Below are 16,213 nucleotides of genomic sequence, written 5' to 3'. Positions count from 1 at the left end.
CGGCCTGCACAACCGCAGGATCAGCCCGTCTCGGGTGGTTCGTCGCCGGCGAGCTCGGCGAGCCGCCCGGCCCCGGAGCGGGTCCCCTTCGCGACGAAGCGGTCGTTCGCCCGGAGCCGGGTGTCCGGCCCCGGCGAGACGACCCAGTCCGACTCCCCCGCGGTCGCGGATTCGGCGGGTTCACCGCGCCGGACCGCGATGACCCGCATCCCCGTCTCCGTCGATACCTCCGCGTCGCCAAGGGTCGCCCCGTCGAGCGGGCTATCCGGCGACACCGTGTAGCGGACGACCACCTCGTCGGACTCCCACACCGCCTCGGTGATGACCGGGTGGGTCCCCAGCCCCCGGAGGACGCCCTCGCTGATCTCGACCGCGGCGTCGGAGATGACCTCGGTCGCGGTCGCGAGGTGGACGAGTCCACGGAGCGAGACGGGGTCGTCGACGCTCGCGGCCGCCCGCAGGATCCACGCCTCGAACCGGGACTGGAGCGCGTCGACCTCGGCCTCCAGCTCCAGCACCTCCTCGGCGAGCGCCTCGCTGTCGTAGAGGATCGCCCCGTACGCCAGGTCGACCGCGAGTTCGCTCATGTCCTTCATGAGGACGATGGAGTCCAGCGCCCGCTCGAGGTCCGCGATGGCGGGTTCGTCCGGATCGGGCGGCTCGTAGGGCTGGCCACAGAGCTGCTCGTGGACCTCGGCGATGCCGTCCTCGGGGCCCCGCAGGAGCGCCACGTCGCCGGTCCGGAGGTGGGTGTCGTGGGCCGGGTTGAGCAGCCAGTCGCCATCGCGCCGGATGGCGATGACCCGGACGCCGGTCTCGGTCTCGAGGTTCGACTCCCCGAGCGTCGTGTCCGCGAGCGGTGAATCGGCGGCGACCCCCACCGGGACGAGCGCCTCGACCGCCTCCGGCAGCGCCGTCCGCATCGACTCGGGCAGGCCGACCTCCTCGACGACGACCTTCGCGATGTCGCCGGCGGCGTCGCTGATCTTCTCGGCGGCGCCGACGACGCCCAGCACGGGGGCGAGCGCCTCGGCGTCCTCGGGGTTGCGAGCGGCCATCAGCAGGCTCATCCGGGCCTGCATCTGTAGCACGTCCATCCGCTCCTCGAGTTCCAGCACCTCCTCGGCGACCCCGGTGCTCCCGAGGAGGACCGCCGAGTACGAGAGGTCGATGAGCAGTTCGGCGGTGTCTTTCATCTCCGCCAGAACCTCCTTGACGCTCACCGGCTCGTACTCGATCTCCATGCTCGCGCCTTGCGCGGCACCCGACTAAAACGTTCGCGGACCGGGCCTCCCGTGTGCCACCGCGCCGGACGACCGCTCAAGTACCCCCGTCTCCAGGCGGCAAAGCGCCTAAGTCGGGGGACACGGAGGGATGGGGTGAACGTGCACGCCCGTCCTCCATCGCTGCCCACGTCGCACGGCCCCGCCACCCGCCCGGGGGTGTCACCGTGAGAAGTCCCCGGGAGTTCGCGCGTCTCCTCGTCGACGAGCGCCGGCGGCTCACCATCGTCGTCGTGCTCGCGGCCACGCTCCTGCTGGGTGCCGCGGCTCCCTCCGTCGAACTGTCGACCTCGCTCGAACAGTTCCGCGGCGGCACCGAACCGGCCGCGGCGGACGACTTCGTCGAGCGGGAGATGTCCGGCTCCGCCGCCGGCGTCGAGCAGTCGCTGCTGGTCGTCCGGGACACCCGGAACGACTCCGTCGGCGCGACCGAGCGGAACGTCCTCACGGCGGAGGGCTATCTGACGGTGTTGCGCATCCAGGAGCGGTTGCTGGCCAACGAGACCGTCAACCGGACCCTGGTGGCCGAGCAGCGGCCGATATCCATGGCCAACGCCGTCGCCATCATCGCCGTCCGGGACGACCAGGGGGTCCCCGTCGACGAGATGGACATCGAGCCGCGGCCGACGCTGGCGGAACAGAAGGCCGCGATCCGTAACGTCTCGGAGTTCGAGCGCCGCCTCTACACCACCTACGCCATCGGCGAGGTGCTGTCGGACCCCGAGCACACCTGGCCCCAGGGCGGCGGCTTCGCGTTCGTCCCGCTCAGCTACGGCGGCAACGACAAGACCGCCCCCGCGACGGGTATCGTCCTCTCGCACGACGAGGAGACGGACCCGAAGAACCTCACCGCCGCACAGCTCACCGCACAGCGGATCGCCAACGACGAGCTGTCGGCCTCGAACCGCGACGCGGTCATCGTCGGCAACGGCATCATCAACGCCGAACTCCGGCAGTCATCGCTGGACAGCCTCACCATCGTCGGCCCGTTCGCGCTGCTGTTGATGGTCCTCGTGCTGCTGTTCGCCTACCGTGACCTCGTGGACGCGGCGCTCGGCCTGCTGGGCGTCGGGATGGTCCTGACGTGGGCGTTCGGCTTCATGGGCTGGCTGGACATCACGTTCAACCAGCTGTTCGTCGCCGTCCCGGTCCTGCTGATGGGTCTCTCCGTGGACTACGCCATCCACGTCTTCATGCGCCACCGCGAGGAGCGCCCACCCGGGGCGAGCGGGGACACCGACCGGCACACGTCCCCCAGCGCCCGCGGCGCGACCGCGGACGGGGGCGCCAGGACCGACGGCGGCCACCCTCCCGAGGACGGAGACGAGGCGGACGGCGACGCGGGTGCGGGCGAGGCGGCCGACGACGCGGACGTGGAGGGGGGGTTCGTCTTCGGCGGCGACACCGACTCGGAGACGGCCGGGGCGGACGCGGGCGCCGATGAGGAAACGACCGCGGACGCAGACGGGGACACGACCGCGGATGTCGACGAGGACACCACCGCGGACGCCGACCCGTCCCCGGGCCAGCCGACCACCCCGGACGACGCCGGCGGGGCCACGGCCCCGGGCGGCGACGACCCCGACCCGCCCGGTGGCCCGTCCGGGGCGGCACGTGGGCCGCCGGACGACATCATGGGGACGATGGCCGTCGCGCTCGGTGGGGTGGGGACGGCGCTCGCGCTGGTGACGCTGACCACCGCGACCGGCTTCCTCGCGAACCTCACCAGCGGGGTCGGCCCCATCCGCGAGTTCGGCATCGTGAGTGCGGTCGGCATCGTCGCGGCCCTGGTCGTCTTCGGCGCGTTCGTCCCCGCGCTGAAGGTCGAGGTCGACCGCTTCCTCGAGGCCCGGGGCCACGACCGCCGCCGGGCCGCGTTCGGGACGCAGGGTCGGTTCGAGTCGTTCCTCGGGACCATCGTCGCGTTCGCCCGGCGGACGCCGTGGGCCGTCGTCGGGCTGGCGCTGCTGGCGACGGTCGGCGGCATCGCCGGCGCCACGCAGGTCTCCAACCAGTTCGAGCAGGACGACCTGCTGGTCGACGACGGCGACGTCCCCGGCTGGGCCGAGGACCTCCCGCCCGCCTTCCAGCCCGCCAACTACACCGCACAGGACAACCTCGACTACGTCGAGGAGGCGGGCTTCATCTACGACGGCACGTTCACCCAGTACGTCATCCGGGGGGAGGTGACGGGCGACCGGGCGCTGGAGCGGGCCCAGCAGGCCGGCGACCGCGTCAACGAGACCGGCGTCGCGCTCCAGCTCCCGGACGAGACCTACGCCACACAGACGCCCTCGCGGCTGATGCAGACGGTCGCCGAGCGCAACGAGACGTTCGCCCGCGTGCTGCGCGAGGCCGACACGGACGACAACGGCATCCCCGACCGGAACCTCGAACGGGTCTACGACACGCTCTACGAGGTCGCCCCCGCGGCCGCGGAGACGATGGTCGCCCGCGAGGACGGCGAGTACGTCGCGCTCCGGGTGAAGATCCCCGTCAACGGGACCTACTCGGAGTCCGAGATCACCGAGCGCGTGCGCAACGCCTCCGCGCCGGTCCAGGGCGACGGCCTCCGGACGGTCGCGACCGGCCAGCCCATCAAGAACCAGGCCGTCGCCGCACAGCTCCTCGGGACGGTCAACAAGGGTCTGGCCATCACGCTGAGCATCGTCCTCGTCATCCTCGTCCTCGTCTACCGCCGGACGGAGGACTACCCCTCGCTCGGGGCGGTGACGCTCCTCCCCATCGGGATGGCCGTCGCGTGGATCCTCGGGACGATGTACGTCCTGGGCATCCCGTTCAACGTGATGACGGCACTCATCACGTCGTTCACCATCGGCATCGGGGTGGACTACGCCATCCACCTCTCCGAGCGGTACATGCAGGAGCTGCACGCGCAGGGCGACATGGGCGCGGCGCTGGAGACCGCGGTGCTGGGCTCGGGCGGCGCGATGCTCGGCTCGGCCATCACCGACATCGCGGGCGTCGGCGTCCTCGCGTTCGCCATCCTCGTTCCGCTCCAGCAGTTCGGCGTCATCACCGCGCTCACCATCGCCTACTCGTTCGTCGGTGCCGTGGTGGTGCTGCCCGCGCTGCTGGTGCTGTGGACGCGGCGCTACGGCCCGGACGAGGTCCGGGACGAGACCGGGATCTCACGGAGCCGGTCGCCGGAGCCGATGAGCGTGGACGACTGAGCTACGTCAACATAGTCCAACGATTTATTGCTCTGTCGGACCTCGTTTTCGCATGGAACTCGGGGGGAGCGTGGCACTACGGGTACTGGACCAGTTCCCACTCAACGTCGCGATCCTCGACGACGACGGGGTCATCCAGTGGGTGAACGAGGCCTGGCGGGAGTACGGGACCCGGAACGACCTCAATTACGACGACCACGGCGTCGGGCAGCCGTACCTGCCCGAGCAGCGGGGCGCGCACGACCTGTTCGCCAGCCACGCCTACGACGGCGTCACCGCGGTCGTCGAGGGCGACCGGCCGAGTTTCTCGATGGAGTACCCCTGCCACGGGCCGGACGAACTCCGGTGGTTCCGGATGTACGTGGCCGGTGTCGAACTCGAGGGGCGTCGCTACTGCGTCGTCTCCCACGAGAACATCACCGACGAGAAACTCGCCGCCCTCATGACCGAGGCCCACCGCGAGCGGGCGGCCACCCTGACCCGCGTCCTGCTCCACGACATGCGCAACGCGGTGGGCATCGCGGACGGCTGGCTCACCGAACTGTTCCCCGACCCGGCCGAGCGCGAGCGACTCGAACCAGTCCTGCGGGCGCTCGCGCGCATCCAGGAGACGGTCGACGACTCGCGGGACCTGCTCGAACTGTCCGGGCAGCCCCCGGCGTACGAGAAGGTGGCCGTCGACGACCTGGCGCGGGCGGCCTGGGACGGAATCGAGCACGAGGACGCGTCGCTCGCCCTCGTGGACGAGTTTCCGGTCCTGTGCTACCGGGAGGAGGCCGAACTACTCCTCTCGTCGCTGTTCCGGAACGCCGTGGGGGCCGGGGCGGCCGAGGTCAGCGTCCGGCTCGGCGACCGCGAGTTCTACGTGGACGACGACCGGCCGGCCCCCCTTCCGGAGCCACCGGGCGAGGCGTTCGAGGAACCGTCCATCGGTCCCGACGGCCGGATGCTGTTCGAGATGAGCCTCGTCTCGCCGCTGGCCGTCGTCCACGGCTGGACGACCTCGTTGTCGCACTCACCGGCGGGCGGCTGGCGGTTCACCGTTCGAACCGAACAGCTCCACGTGTAAGTGGTTGATTTCAGACAAATATTCGAATTTATGAATCTGTTTGTAGTTTCTACTCGAAAACGCCGAGATTAGAAGAATATCTGCCGTCAGTTGTGCCACGACGCTGGCGGTCGTCGCCGCGCTACCCGACGATGACCACGGCGCCGTCGGTCTCCAGCAGGTCGCCGTCGCCGTCGTAGCGGCGCTCCTCCTCGACGTCGAACATCTCGGCGGTCAGTTCGTGCTCGCCGGCGATGAGCGTCGCGTCGTCGCCCTCGCCCTCGAGGACGTACTCGCCGGACCCGATGGCGGCCTCGATGTCCGGGACGTCGCCGCCGAACTCCGGGCCGACGACGGAGTAGTCGAGGTCGATCCCCGTCACGACCGTCTCGACGGCGGGCGCCTCGTCCAGCAGTTCGAGGTCCGCGACGTGCATCGCGCGGGCGATGTCGTCGACGTAGTCGGCCACGTCGCCGTACACCTCGACGCGGTCGAGCTCCGTGTTCAGCGCGAGGTCGCGCTCGGACTTGTACTTCCGCAGGGCACCGACGACCTCCAGCGCGCGCTCGCCGCCCTCGATGTCGGCGTCGAGGCCGAGCGGCTCGGGCCAGTCCGTCCGGTGGATGGAGTCGACTGCGGCACCACCGTCGGACCGCTGGTCCGACGAGGCTCGGCCTCCGGCCTCACCCCCATCCGCGGCCGCGGCGTCCTCGGCCCCGACCGCGTCGGCGTCGACGTACATCTCGTGCCACAGCTCCTCGGTGACGTGCGCGAGGACGGGTGCGAACAGCTTGAGGAACCGTTCGTGGGCGACACGCAGGGTGTAGCGCGCCCCCGCGTCGTCGGTCTCGCGGATGCGGCCCTTCGCGATCTCGAGGTAGTCGTCGCAGAACGTGTGCCAGAAGAACGACCGCAGGGAGTCCCGGTACTTCGAGAACGAACGGTTCTCGAGGTGGGTGGCGGCGCGCTCGACCTCCTCGTCGAGGCGGGCGAGCAGCCACTCGTCCAGCGCCGCCAGCTCGGGCTGCTCGTCGGGCACCTCGTCGGCGGGTGCGAGTTCGTCAACGAGCTTGGAGGCGTTCCAGAGCTTCTGGAGCAGGCGCTCGCCCGCGACGATGCCCTTCTCCTTGTAGGGGAGGTCGTCGCCGACGCTGGAGCCGGCGGCCCAGTACCGGGCGGCGTCGACGGGGTACTTCTCCAGCACGGAGTCGGGCGCGACGATGTTGCCCTTCGACTTGGACATCTTCTCGCGGTTCTCGTCGAGCACCATCCCGTTGATCATGACCGACTCGAACGGCGGCTCGCCGGTGTGCTCGTAGCACTTGACGACCGTGTGGAACAGCCAGAACGAGATGATGTCGTGGCCCTGCGGCCGCATGTCCATCGGGTAGAGTTCGGGGTGGGCCATCGCGTCGGAGTCGGGGTCGTCGTCGCCCTCGGCCCAGCCGGCGTTGATGAGCGGCGTCAGCGAGGAGGTGGCCCAGGTGTCGAAGACATCGTCCTCGGGGACGAACTCGTCGTGACCGCATTCCGGGCACGCGTCGACCGGCGGGTCGTCGGAGAGGGGGTCGACCGGCAGGTCGGCCTTCTCCGCGACGATCTCCGCGTCGCAATCGGCACAGTACCAGACCGGGAACGGGATGCCCGAGGAGCGCTGGCGCGAGATGCACCAGTCCCACTCCAGCCCCTCGATCCAGTGCTTGTACCGGGTGAACATCTTCTCCGGGTACCAGTCCATCTCCCGGCCGGCCTGCAGGTACTCCTCCTTCCGGTCGAGGATCTCGACGTACCACTGCTCGGTGACGAGGAACTCGACGGGCGTGCCACAGCGCTCGTGGACGTTGACAGTGTGGGTGATGGCGCGCTTGTCCAGCAGCGCGCCGGCCTCGTCGAGGTCCGCGACGATGGCCTCCCGGGCCTCGCCCGAATCCATCCCCTGGTACTCGCCGGCCTGCTCGGTCATCGTGCCGGTCTCGTCGATGGCGATGCGGAGCGGGAGGTCGTGGGCCTGGTACCACTCGATGTCCGTCTGGTCACCGAAGGTACAGCACATGACGACCCCGCTGCCCGTCTCCATGTCGACGCGCTCGTCCTCGATGATGGGGACCTCCTGGCCGAAGAGCGGAATCCTCGCCTCCTCGCCGACGAGGTGCTCGTTCTCGTCGTCGTCCGGGTGGACGAAGACGGAGACGCACGCGGGCAGGAGTTCGGGCCGCGTCGTGGAGATGGTGAACGCTTCCTCGGAATCCACGACCTGGAACTCGATGTCGTGGAAGTGGCTGCCGCGTTCGTCGTCCTCGGTCTCGACCTGGGAGATGGCGGTCGCACAGTCCGGACACCAGATGGTGGGGGCGCGCCGCCGGTACTCGCGGCCCTGCTCGTAGAGGTCGATGAACGAGCGCTGGGAGATGCGCTGGACGCGGGGTTCGATGGTCTGGTAGGTGTGGTCCCAGTCGATGGAGACGCCGAGGCTCTGCATCTTCTCCGTGAAGTCGGCCTCGTACTCGGCACAGACCTCGCGGCACTTGCGCTGGAACTCCCGGCGCTCGAAGTTCGAGTGCTCGATACCGAGTTCCTCCTCGGTGAGCCGCTCGCTCGCGATGCCGTTGTCGTCGTAGCCGAAGGGGAAGAACACCTCGTTGCCGTGCATCCGCTGGAACCGGGCGACGAAGTCCTGCAGGGTGGCGCCGTAGACGTGGCCCCAGTGCAGGTCGCCCGAGACCGTCGGTGGTGGCGTGTCGATGCTGAAGGACAGGTCCGGATCGTCGACCGACTCGTAGGCGTAGGTGGCGGCGTCGACCCACCGGTCCTGCCAGGCCGGTTCGACCGCGTCGGGGTCGTAGCTCCCGCTGGGCATTACCGTGGGATGGGCCCGGTTCGCGGTTAAAGGCCTCGGTCCGGTGGGGATGGGTGCCACAGCGTGGCGAGCGCCGAACCGCCAGCCGGCGACGGCCTGCCGGAACTAACTGGACGGTGACACATCTCGAAAACCGCGTGAGGGCGCTCGAATCGCTCGGGAACCGGCTCGAACAGCGGGGACCGCAACCCCCTTCTACGCTGGAACCCCAAACAGTGGACATGACCGACGAGCGCCGGTCGACCGCCGGAGAGGGCGAGCGCGGAGGCCGGGCCTCGTCAGCGCCCCCCGCTGACGGCGGCGACACGGAGCCCGAATCCGGCCACCCACACGCGGGCGAGCGGTGCGCGTTCTGCGAACAGCCCATCCCGACCGAGGGGGTCGAGGTGACCGCGGACGGGGAGACGTACCGCTGCTGCTCGGAGGCGTGCGCGGACGCGCTCGCGGGCGCCGACTACGACACGACCGTCGGCGGCGGCCACCGCCGCGTCCGCCCGGGCGTGGCGGCGCTGGACAGTTCGCTCCCCCAGGGGTTCCCCCGGAACGCGTTCGTCCTCCTGGCGGGCGAGGCCGGTGTCCGTGACCGTGCGGTGCACGCCGAACTCGTCTGGCGGGCGCTCCAGCGCGGCGAGCCCGCCGTGGTGGTCTCCTTCCAGGAGCCGCCCGCCAGCGTCGTCCAGCAGTTCCTCACGCTGGACTGGAACGTCCTCCCGTACCTGGAGTCCGGGCAACTCCACATCGTCGACTGCTTCACCTACCGGCTCTCGGACCGCGACCGGATGTTCGACCGGATGGACGAGTGGAACGCCCACCTCTACGACGTGGCGACCGACGCGACAACGACCATCCGCGACCCGTCGGACCTGGGCGAGGTCCGGAACAAGCTGGACAACGCGCTGGAGGCGCGCGACATGGTCGACGAGGGGCTGGTCCTCATCGACTCGCTGACCGAACTCGGGACGCTCGTCCAGCCCGTGCAGGCCTACGACTTCGTCAAGGACCTCCGGGCGGACGTCTCGAAGGGCCGGTTCGTCTCCATCTTCGCCGGTGCCACCATCGCGGGTGGCGGCGAGGAGTTCCCCCACGACCTGGGCTACGTCGTCGACGGCATCGTCGAGATGCGCCTCAACGAGGAGATCATCCCGGACACGCTCATCAAGCAGGCCCGCATCCGGAAGCTGAACGGCGTGCTCGTCATCCCGGAGTGGCACGCCTACGAGTACACCAGCGGGCTGGGGATGGTGACGTTCGACCCGGAGGAGGAGCAGGAGAAGACCCGCCGGCGCCGAGCCGCGGCCGCGCGCGAGAACGGCGAGAGCGGGGCGGCCGACACCCGTGAGGAGGGCGAGCACCGCCAGGGCGAGACGCCGGCGCCGGTCGGGCCCGAGGCCGGGCCGGACGAGCGCAAACCGGGCGCCGAGGCGCGCGACGACTGAGCTGCAACGCGGGCCGTCCGGTCGGGGGGTCGGCGCACCGTCGCCCCGCGAGCCGGCGCTCCGGTCCACGGCAAGGCTTCGGTTCAGGGACAGGGTTATCCCGAACGGCCGGGTACCGCGAGGCATGAGTCAGAACGCACGACAGCAGGAGGGACGACCGGGATGCGCGTAGTCGCCAAGTTCGGGGGGACCAGCCTCGGGAACGGCGACCGGGTGAACCGGGCGGCCGACTCCATCGCCGCTGCCGTCGAGGCCGGCCACGAGGTCGCCGTCGTCGCGAGCGCGATGGGGTCGACCACGGACTTCCTGCTCGACGCCATCACCTTCGAGGCCGACGAGCGCGACGAGGCCGAGATCGTCTCGATGGGCGAGCGGACCTCGGTCCGGATGCTGAAGGCCGCGCTCTCGGCCCGCGGTGTCAACGCTGAGTTCCTCGAACCCGGCCGGGACGACTGGCCCGTCATCACGGACGCTCACGGCGAGGTCGACGTGGACGAGACCATGCGCCGGGCGAAGCGGCTCGCCGACCGGATGGACGGGACCGTCCCCGTCATCACCGGCTTCCTCGCGCAGGACCACGCCGGCAACGTCACCACGCTGGGCCGCGGCGGCTCCGACACCACCGCCGTCATGCTGGGCAACTACATGGACGCCGACGAGGTCGTCATCGTCACGGACGTCGAGGGCGTCATGACCGGCGACCCCCGCGTCGTCGAGGGGGCCCGCAACGTCGGCGAGATCACCGTCGACGAGCTGCGGAACCTCTCGTTCCGCGGCGCGGAGGTGGTCGCGCCCTCCGCCCTCTCGTACAAGACCGGCGAGATGGACGTCCGGGTGGTCCACTACCAGCACGGGGACCTCCTCACGGGCGGGACGAGCATCGAGGGCCAGTTCCAGAACCTCATCGACCTCCGGGAGGGGCGGCTCTCCTGTATCACCGTTGCGGGTCGGGCCATCCGGAACTCGCCGGGTGTCCTGGCCGAACTGGCGGCCGCGCTGGGCGACGCCGGCATCAACATCGACTGCGTCGCCAGCGGGATGGACTCGGTCACCTTCTACGTCGACGACGAGGTCGCCGAGCAGGCCGAGACGGTCCTCCACGACGCCGTGGTCGAGGACGAGATCCTCTCGTCGGTCACCGTCGAGGACGACATCGCCGTGGTCCGGGTGACGGGCGGCGAGCTGCCGGCCGAGTCCGGCATCCTCCACGACATCGTCGACCCGCTCCACGACGCACACATCACGGTCCACGACCTCGTCACGTCGGCCACCTCCGTGGCGGTCTTCGTCGACTGGGAGGACCGCGAGGAGACCCTGGAGATCATCCAGGGGAAGTTCAAGTCGTAGCACGGGCGCCGGCGCCACACCGGCCCGACACCGGGTCAGCGCTCGGCCGTGCGGAAGACGAACCGGGTGCCGCCGTCCTCGCTCGGCTCGACCCCGACCGACCAGCCGTGGGCCTCGGCGATGGTCCGTACGATGGTGAGGCCCAGGCCGGTGCCGCCACCGGGGGAGACACCGTGCTCGAACACCGCGTCGCGCTCCTTCTCGGGGATGCCCCGACCGTCGTCGGCGACGACGAAGCCCGGCCCGTCCTCGAGCGGCCCGACCGTCACCGTCAGGTCTGCCGGGTCGTCGGCGCCATGGTCCACAGCGTTGCGGAGGAGGTTCTCGAGCAGCTGTCGGAGCCGCGCCGGGTCCGCCTGCAGGTCGACCGACGCGGTGGTGAGCGTCGCGCCGCCGGTCTCGACGGTCTCCCAGGCCCGCTCGGCGACGGCCGCCACGTCGACCGGTTCGGGATCGCCGACGGCGCGGCCCTCCTTCGCGAGCGTGAGGAGGCCGTCGACGAGCGCCTCCATCCGGTCGAGCGCGTCGCGCGTCTTCTCGAACTCCGCCGCCTCGCCGGTCTCGAGCCCCATCTCGATGGTCGCCTGTGCGACCGCCAGCGGGTTCCGCAGGTCGTGGCTGATGACGTCCGCGAACTCCTCGAGGCGGCGGTTCTGCCGGGCCAGTTCCTGCTCGCGGGCCTCGATGGCCCGGCGGGCGGCGAGGTTCTCGAGCGCGGCAGTGGTGTTGGCGGCGAGGATGCGCGCGAAGTAGACGTCTCCGGCGTCGAACTCGTCGACCTCGGCCGACCCGACGATGAGGATGCCGTGGCGCCCCAGCGGGACGTGCAGCTCGCTCCGGAACGCCGTCTCCGGGTCCATCAGCTCCACCTCGGCCGTCCGGAGGTCGTCGAAGACCCGGAGCGACCCCTCCTCGAAGCTCTCCCACGCGACCCCCGTCCCCGGCTCGATGGTCGGCGGCGGGTCCTGTCCGATGAGCGCGACCAGCGGCTCGGTCCACGCGATGGGGACCAGCCCCTCGGGCGAGTTCGGCCCGCCGCCGTCGCCCTCGGGCCGGGGGGCATCCGGGAGGAGGTGGACACCGACGAGTTCGTACCCGAGCCGGTCCCGGGCGGCGTCGACGGCCACCTGCGCGATGGCGTCGGCGTCCCGAGCGACCATCAGCTCCTGGGTCGCGTCCAGCAGCGACGCCAGCATCCGCTCGCGGCACTCACCGTCTCCGCCGCCGTCAGGGGGCGCTGCCTCCCGGGTCATCGATGGGTGTCACTTGGGCCGGAACTGGCATACGTCCGTCGACCACTCAGGCCCCCTTCCGGAGCCGTTCGCCGGCCGACGTGGGGAGTCCGGCGTCCCGGAGGTCCCGGACCGTCCGCTCGACGTCGTACGGCACCCGATGGAGGGTCACCTCGGGGCTGGCCCCGCCCCCATCCAGCGTCAGCGTGGCGTACGCCGCGTCCGGGTCGCCGTCGCGGGGCTGGCCGACGCTCCCCGGGTTCAGGATGAGCCGCCGTTCGGAGCCGGCCCAGCCCGCCCGCTCGAACGCCGCGCTCGCCTGGACGTGCGTGTGCCCGAGTACGAGCACCCGCTCGTCCGCCAGCAGCGACTCGTCGAACAGTGACGGGTAGACGTAGCGGTCCGGGTCCCCGGGATGCCCGTGTGCGACCCGCAGGCATCCGTCGAACGCCGTCCGGACGGCCGGGAGGCCGTCGAGCCACCCGAGCGCGTCGGCGTCGAGTTCGGCCCGGGCGTGGCGCACTCCGGCGCCGGCCATCCCGTCGCCGATGTCCGCCCCGGCGGCGACCGCCCGGTCGTGGTTCCCCTGCACGGCGACGAGTCGGCCGTCCCACTCGCGGAGTCGCTCGACGCACTCGGCCGGGTGGGGCCCGTAGCCAACGACGTCGCCGGCACAGACCAGCCCGTCGACGGGCGGCAGGTCCGCGAGCACGGCCTCCAGCGCCGGGTGGTTGGCGTGGATATCCGCGAGGACGCCCAGTCGCATCTACCGGGCGAGAGACGGCCCCCGGGCATGAACCCGGCGTGTGGTGTGTCACCGCTCCGTGTCCACCCGAAGCGAGGGGCTCCACCCGAAACAGTGGAAGCGTCTGACGTGGTGGGTGGCAGTTGTACGACCCGGGGAGTGCCGGTTCGAGTCGAAATCAGGGGCGGCAGTTGAAACAGTGGAAACGTCAGACGCTGGTTCCACCGGCTACCGAGCCGCAATCGATAATCCGGGAAGCAGTCTGGTAACTATTCAAAATCTCCATCTTCTGGAATATTCTTGATTTGTTTAATTATCTGGCGTGAACGCCGCCACGTCGAACCCGTCGCCGTCGCGGGTCGCGGCGGCCGCACAGACCGCGTGCTCGAAGTCGAGGTCGTAGGCGGCCCGGGCGGCGTCCTCGGCGTCGTCGGCGTCGAAGTCGAAGGCCGTCGGGGCGTTCTCCTCGTAGGTCGCGACCAGCGTCGGTTCGTCGACCTCCCGGACGAGCAGGGCGTCGCGGCGGACGGTGCCGATGTAGGCGCCGTCCGGGCCCAGGACGCCCGCGATGCGGGGCGTGTCGTAGTCGTCCTTCTCGAAGTCGAGCGCGTGCAGCGCCGTCACCAGCGCGTCCCGGGGCGGGTAGCCGAGGCCGAGTTTCTCGGCCACGGGGTCGACGTGCGACCCGTTGCCGATGGCGGTCGCCTCGCCGGCGGGGGTCTCGACGGTCCGGAGGCAGTTGTAGGAGATGTAGGGGTTGTCGCTGGGCGGGGCGTCCGGCGTGGGTTCGATGGTGACCGTCGCGCCGTCCTCGCGGACGGTCGCCTGGCGGTTGGGGAACGAGCGCGAGGAGACGCGGTAGGCGGCCGTCTCGGGGCCGACCACGAGCAGGCGTCCGACGTACATGGACGACGGTGCGGGAGTGACCGGCAAGTGCGTGCCGGTTCCGGGCGAGACGGGATGAGCCCTCGTCTCAGTCGTCGCTGCCTCCCTCGACCGCGGCCCGCTCGATGCGCTCCAGCAGCGCCGGTGGCAGGCGGTCGGTCTCACCGATCTGCACCGCCCACAGCGTCGCGTAGAGGCCCCCCTCGTCGACGAGGTCGTCGTGCGTGCCGCGCTCGACGACGCGGCCGCCCTCCAGCACGAGTATCCCGTCGGCGTCGCGCACCGTCGACAGCCGGTGGGCGATGGTGACCGTCGTCCGGCCCTCGGTCAGGCGGTCGAGCGCGCGCTGGATGGCGACCTCCGTGGCGGTGTCGACGGCCGACGTCGCTTCGTCCAGCACCAGGACGGCGGGGTCCTGCAGGAGCGCGCGGGCGATGGCGATGCGCTGGCGCTGGCCGCCCGACAGTTTGACGCCGCGCTCGCCGACGCGCGTGTCGTAGCCGTCGGGCAACTCGCGGACGAAGCGGTCGGCCTCGGCGGCGACGCACGCCTCGCGGACCTCGTCGTCGGTCGCGTCGAACCGGCCGTACCGGACGTTCTCGGCGACCGTGCCGTCGAAGAGGAACACGTCCTGCGAGACGTAGCCGACCGCCCGCCGGAGGTCGCGGGCCCGGTAGTCGCGCACGTCGCGGCCGTCGAGTCGCACGGTGCCGTCGACGGGGTCGTACAGCCGCAGGAGGAGCTTCGCGGCCGTCGACTTCCCCGCGCCCGTCGGGCCGACGAACGCGACCGTCTCGCCCGGCTCCGCGACGAACGAGAGGTCGTGCAGGACGAGGTCGCCGTCCGGGTCGTCACCGTACCGGAAGTCCACGGCGTCGTACTCGACGCGCCCCCGGACCGAGTCCGGGTCGAGCGGCACCTCGCCGTCCGAGTCGGCGACGGCGCTGGGGCGGTCCATCAGGCCGAAGATGCGCTCGCCGGATGCACGGGCGTTCTCGTAGGAGTCGACGATGCGCCCCAGCCCCGCGAGCGGGTCGACGAACCGCTGGGTCATGAACAGGAACGTGACGAACTCGCCGGGCAGCAGCGTCCCCGAGAACCCCGGCGGCGGCCCGACGACGAGCCAGTATCCGCCCAGCACGAACGTGGTCGCGAAGGCGACACCCGCAAGCAGGTCCATCCCCGGCTGGTAGAGGTACTCCAGGCGGGCCACGTCCCACGTCCGCAGGTAGTAGGCCCAGGAGGCGTCCGTGACGCGGTCGTCCTCGTAGGTCTCGGTTCCGGTCGACTTGATGACCTCGATGCCCTGGATGTTGGTCTCCAGCCGGCTGTTGAGCCCGCCGACGCTGGCCCGCAGGGCGCGGTACCGCGGCCGCACGGTGCGCATGAACCAGAGCGTGAACGCGCCGAGCAGCGGGACCGCGACCAGGGTCACCAGTGCCAGCTGCGCGTTCAGGTAGAACAGCAGCGCCGCGATGCCGACGACGGTGACGACGAGCTGGATGGCGCCCGAGACGGTCCCGTTGAGGAACGCCCGGAGGTTCCGCACGTCGCCCTCCAGCACGCTCAACAGTTCCCCGGTGCGCTCCTCGTCGAAGAACGCCATGTCGAGGCGCTGGGTCGCGCGGTACGCGTCCGTCCGGACGCGGTGCTGGACCCGATTCGAGAACAGCGACAGCGAGACGCCCTGCGCCCAGCCGAACGTGACGCTGACGAGGAAGGCGACGACGATGAGTCCGGCCGAGAGCCACAGCTGCGCGTCGGTCCCGGTCGGGATCCACTCCGGCGGGACGAGCGGGAGCCGGTAGGGCGCCCGCTGCGTGAAGACGGCGTCGATGGCCACGCCCAGCACCAGCGGCGGGAGCAGGTTGGCGAACCGGCCGAGCACGCTCGTGACGAGCCCGACCGCGAACAGGTGGAGGTCGGCCGCACCGTAGCTGCGGAACAGCCGCGCCATCGGGTCCGGCGCGTCGTCGGGGTACTCGAACGACGAGGGGCCGCTCGGCCGGTGTGGCGGCGGGCTCACGGGCGCCTCCGGGCGCCGGGCTGGCGGACTGGCGACCCGGGGGTCGGGCGTCGTCGTCGGCGGAACGGATGGGGGGAGTGGTCGCCTGGCCGGTCGACGGCGGCGACGCTACGGACGGCCTGCACTTACCATAGGTAAGCGACCGGGGTAGATGAATGTC

The 16,213-nt window shown here is 70.8% G+C and carries 10 protein-coding genes; 4 read left to right on the top strand and 6 right to left on the bottom strand.

The window, feature by feature from the left end; all coding sequences use genetic code 11:
* Positions 1 to 20 precede the first annotated feature (20 nt).
* Positions 21 to 1,244 (bottom strand): potassium channel family protein, encoded by a 1,224-nt coding sequence (locus tag P2T62_RS18330; RefSeq protein WP_276258462.1) that lies wholly within the window; start codon positions 1,242 to 1,244, stop codon positions 21 to 23.
* 206 nt (positions 1,245 to 1,450) lie between these two features.
* Here P2T62_RS18330 and P2T62_RS18325 point away from each other — a divergent pair, with 206 nt between their 5' ends.
* Complete coding sequence (locus P2T62_RS18325; RefSeq protein ID WP_276258461.1) at positions 1,451 to 4,477, top strand: MMPL family transporter; 3,027 nt, start codon at positions 1,451 to 1,453, stop codon at positions 4,475 to 4,477.
* 52 nt (positions 4,478 to 4,529) lie between these two features.
* On the top strand, positions 4,530 to 5,546 hold the full coding sequence (locus P2T62_RS18320) for a PAS domain-containing protein (RefSeq protein ID WP_276258460.1): 1,017 nt from the start codon (positions 4,530 to 4,532) through the stop codon (positions 5,544 to 5,546).
* 121 nt (positions 5,547 to 5,667) lie between these two features.
* Here P2T62_RS18320 and P2T62_RS18315 read toward each other — a convergent pair whose 3' ends face one another.
* Entirely contained in the window at positions 5,668 to 8,382 is a 2,715-nt protein-coding gene (locus tag P2T62_RS18315; RefSeq protein ID WP_276258459.1) for a valine--tRNA ligase, read from the bottom strand.
* Between the two features lie 221 nt (positions 8,383 to 8,603).
* Here P2T62_RS18315 and P2T62_RS18310 point away from each other — a divergent pair, with 221 nt between their 5' ends.
* Positions 8,604 to 9,818: an RAD55 family ATPase gene (locus P2T62_RS18310; RefSeq protein ID WP_276258458.1), complete on the top strand. Its 1,215-nt coding sequence runs from the start codon at positions 8,604 to 8,606 to the stop codon at positions 9,816 to 9,818.
* Positions 9,819 to 9,980: 162 nt separating this feature from the next.
* Positions 9,981 to 11,165, top strand: a complete 1,185-nt coding sequence (locus tag P2T62_RS18305) for an aspartate kinase (protein WP_276258457.1) — start codon at positions 9,981 to 9,983, stop codon at positions 11,163 to 11,165.
* Between the two features lie 35 nt (positions 11,166 to 11,200).
* Here P2T62_RS18305 and P2T62_RS18300 read toward each other — a convergent pair whose 3' ends face one another.
* The 4 genes from P2T62_RS18300 to P2T62_RS18285 form a co-directional block, all read right to left on the bottom strand.
* Positions 11,201 to 12,418 (bottom strand): GAF domain-containing sensor histidine kinase, encoded by a 1,218-nt coding sequence (locus P2T62_RS18300; protein WP_276258456.1) that lies wholly within the window; start codon positions 12,416 to 12,418, stop codon positions 11,201 to 11,203.
* 46 nt (positions 12,419 to 12,464) lie between these two features.
* Positions 12,465 to 13,163: a metallophosphoesterase family protein gene (locus P2T62_RS18295; protein WP_276258455.1), complete on the bottom strand. Its 699-nt coding sequence runs from the start codon at positions 13,161 to 13,163 to the stop codon at positions 12,465 to 12,467.
* Between the two features lie 288 nt (positions 13,164 to 13,451).
* The gene (locus tag P2T62_RS18290) at positions 13,452 to 14,048 is read right to left on the bottom strand and encodes an IMP cyclohydrolase (RefSeq protein WP_276258454.1); all 597 of its coding nucleotides are present in this window, start codon (positions 14,046 to 14,048) and stop codon (positions 13,452 to 13,454) included.
* A gap of 67 nt (positions 14,049 to 14,115) precedes the next feature.
* Positions 14,116 to 15,984 carry an ABC transporter ATP-binding protein gene (locus P2T62_RS18285; RefSeq protein ID WP_420028461.1) on the bottom strand — a complete coding sequence of 623 codons (1,869 nt, stop codon included), beginning with the start codon at positions 15,982 to 15,984 and terminating at the stop codon, positions 14,116 to 14,118.
* Positions 15,985 to 16,213: the final 229 nt, after the last annotated feature.

It is taken from the genome of Haloglomus litoreum, assembly GCF_029338515.1.
In the GTDB taxonomy this organism is placed as follows: domain Archaea; phylum Halobacteriota; class Halobacteria; order Halobacteriales; family Haloarculaceae; genus Haloglomus; species Haloglomus litoreum.
This window is presented reverse-complemented; position numbering and strand designations above follow the sequence as displayed.